Annotated in this window: 1 protein-coding gene; it reads left to right on the top strand. The window is 60.1% G+C overall.

The window, feature by feature from the left end; genetic code table 11:
* Positions 1-76: 76 nt before the first annotated feature.
* Positions 77-870, top strand: a 794-nt coding sequence (locus KNP79_RS15590) for an IS30 family transposase (protein WP_215192929.1), incomplete at its 3' end; no start/stop codon positions are given.

Here is an 870-nt window from a genome sequence, read left to right as displayed (position 1 = left end):
ATGATGAATTATAAAATTAAGTGCAACATCTGAACGTGAACGCAAAAAAAAGCCCACAGCGATGGCCTCGTTTAGAATGAAGTTACGACACAAACATTCAGACGGAGGAATCGCTAAGAGCTACACCCATCTTACCACAACGGTGCGCGTGAAAATAGAGACCTATCTGGAGCTCGGGATGTCCATCCGGTCCATCGCGAGACGGATCGGGCGACAGCCCTCGACCGTCTCGCGGGAGATCAGACGGAACCCCGGCTACGAGTCAGGACGTGCGCAGAAACGCTACGAGAAGGCGAAAACCCATTGCGGCGTCAAGACGAAGCTCGACGACACGATGCGCCGGACGATCGTCGAGAAGCTGCGTGCGACCTGGTCACCAGAACAGATCGTCGGCCGCCTCTACGCAGGAAAAATTGCCTTCTCCACCATCTACCGCTGGATCTATGCGGGACGGATCGACGTGCCCGTGACCGTGCTCCGCCAGAAGGGGAAACGTCAAAAGCCGACCGAGACGCGCGGTCGCATCAACGTCGGTCTCCCCATCTCGAAACGACCTCCAGAGGTCAGGGGTCGCCGGACATTCGGGCATTGGGAGCTCGACACCGTCGTCTCCGGACGTGGGAAATCGAAGGCGTGCGTCGCGACGTTCATCGAGCGGAAGAGCCGGTTCTATCTCGCCCTGCCAATCGCGGACCGCACCGCGGCCTCGATGGAGGGGGCGATCCATGCGGTGCACGGTGCCTTCCCGGAAGGCACGTTCGAGACGGCGACGACGGACCGGGGCAAGGAGTTCAGCGGTCACGAGCGCATCCAGGCGTCGCTCGGCGTGCCGATGTATTTCGCCGACCCGTACTCATCGTGGCAACGGGG

The organism is Exiguobacterium sp. s7 (genome assembly GCF_018618195.1).
Taxonomy (GTDB): Bacteria; Bacillota; Bacilli; order Exiguobacteriales; family Exiguobacteriaceae; genus Exiguobacterium; species Exiguobacterium mexicanum_A.
The sequence above is the reverse complement of the archived record's forward strand: the minus strand, read 5'-3'. Positions and strand labels throughout refer to the sequence as shown.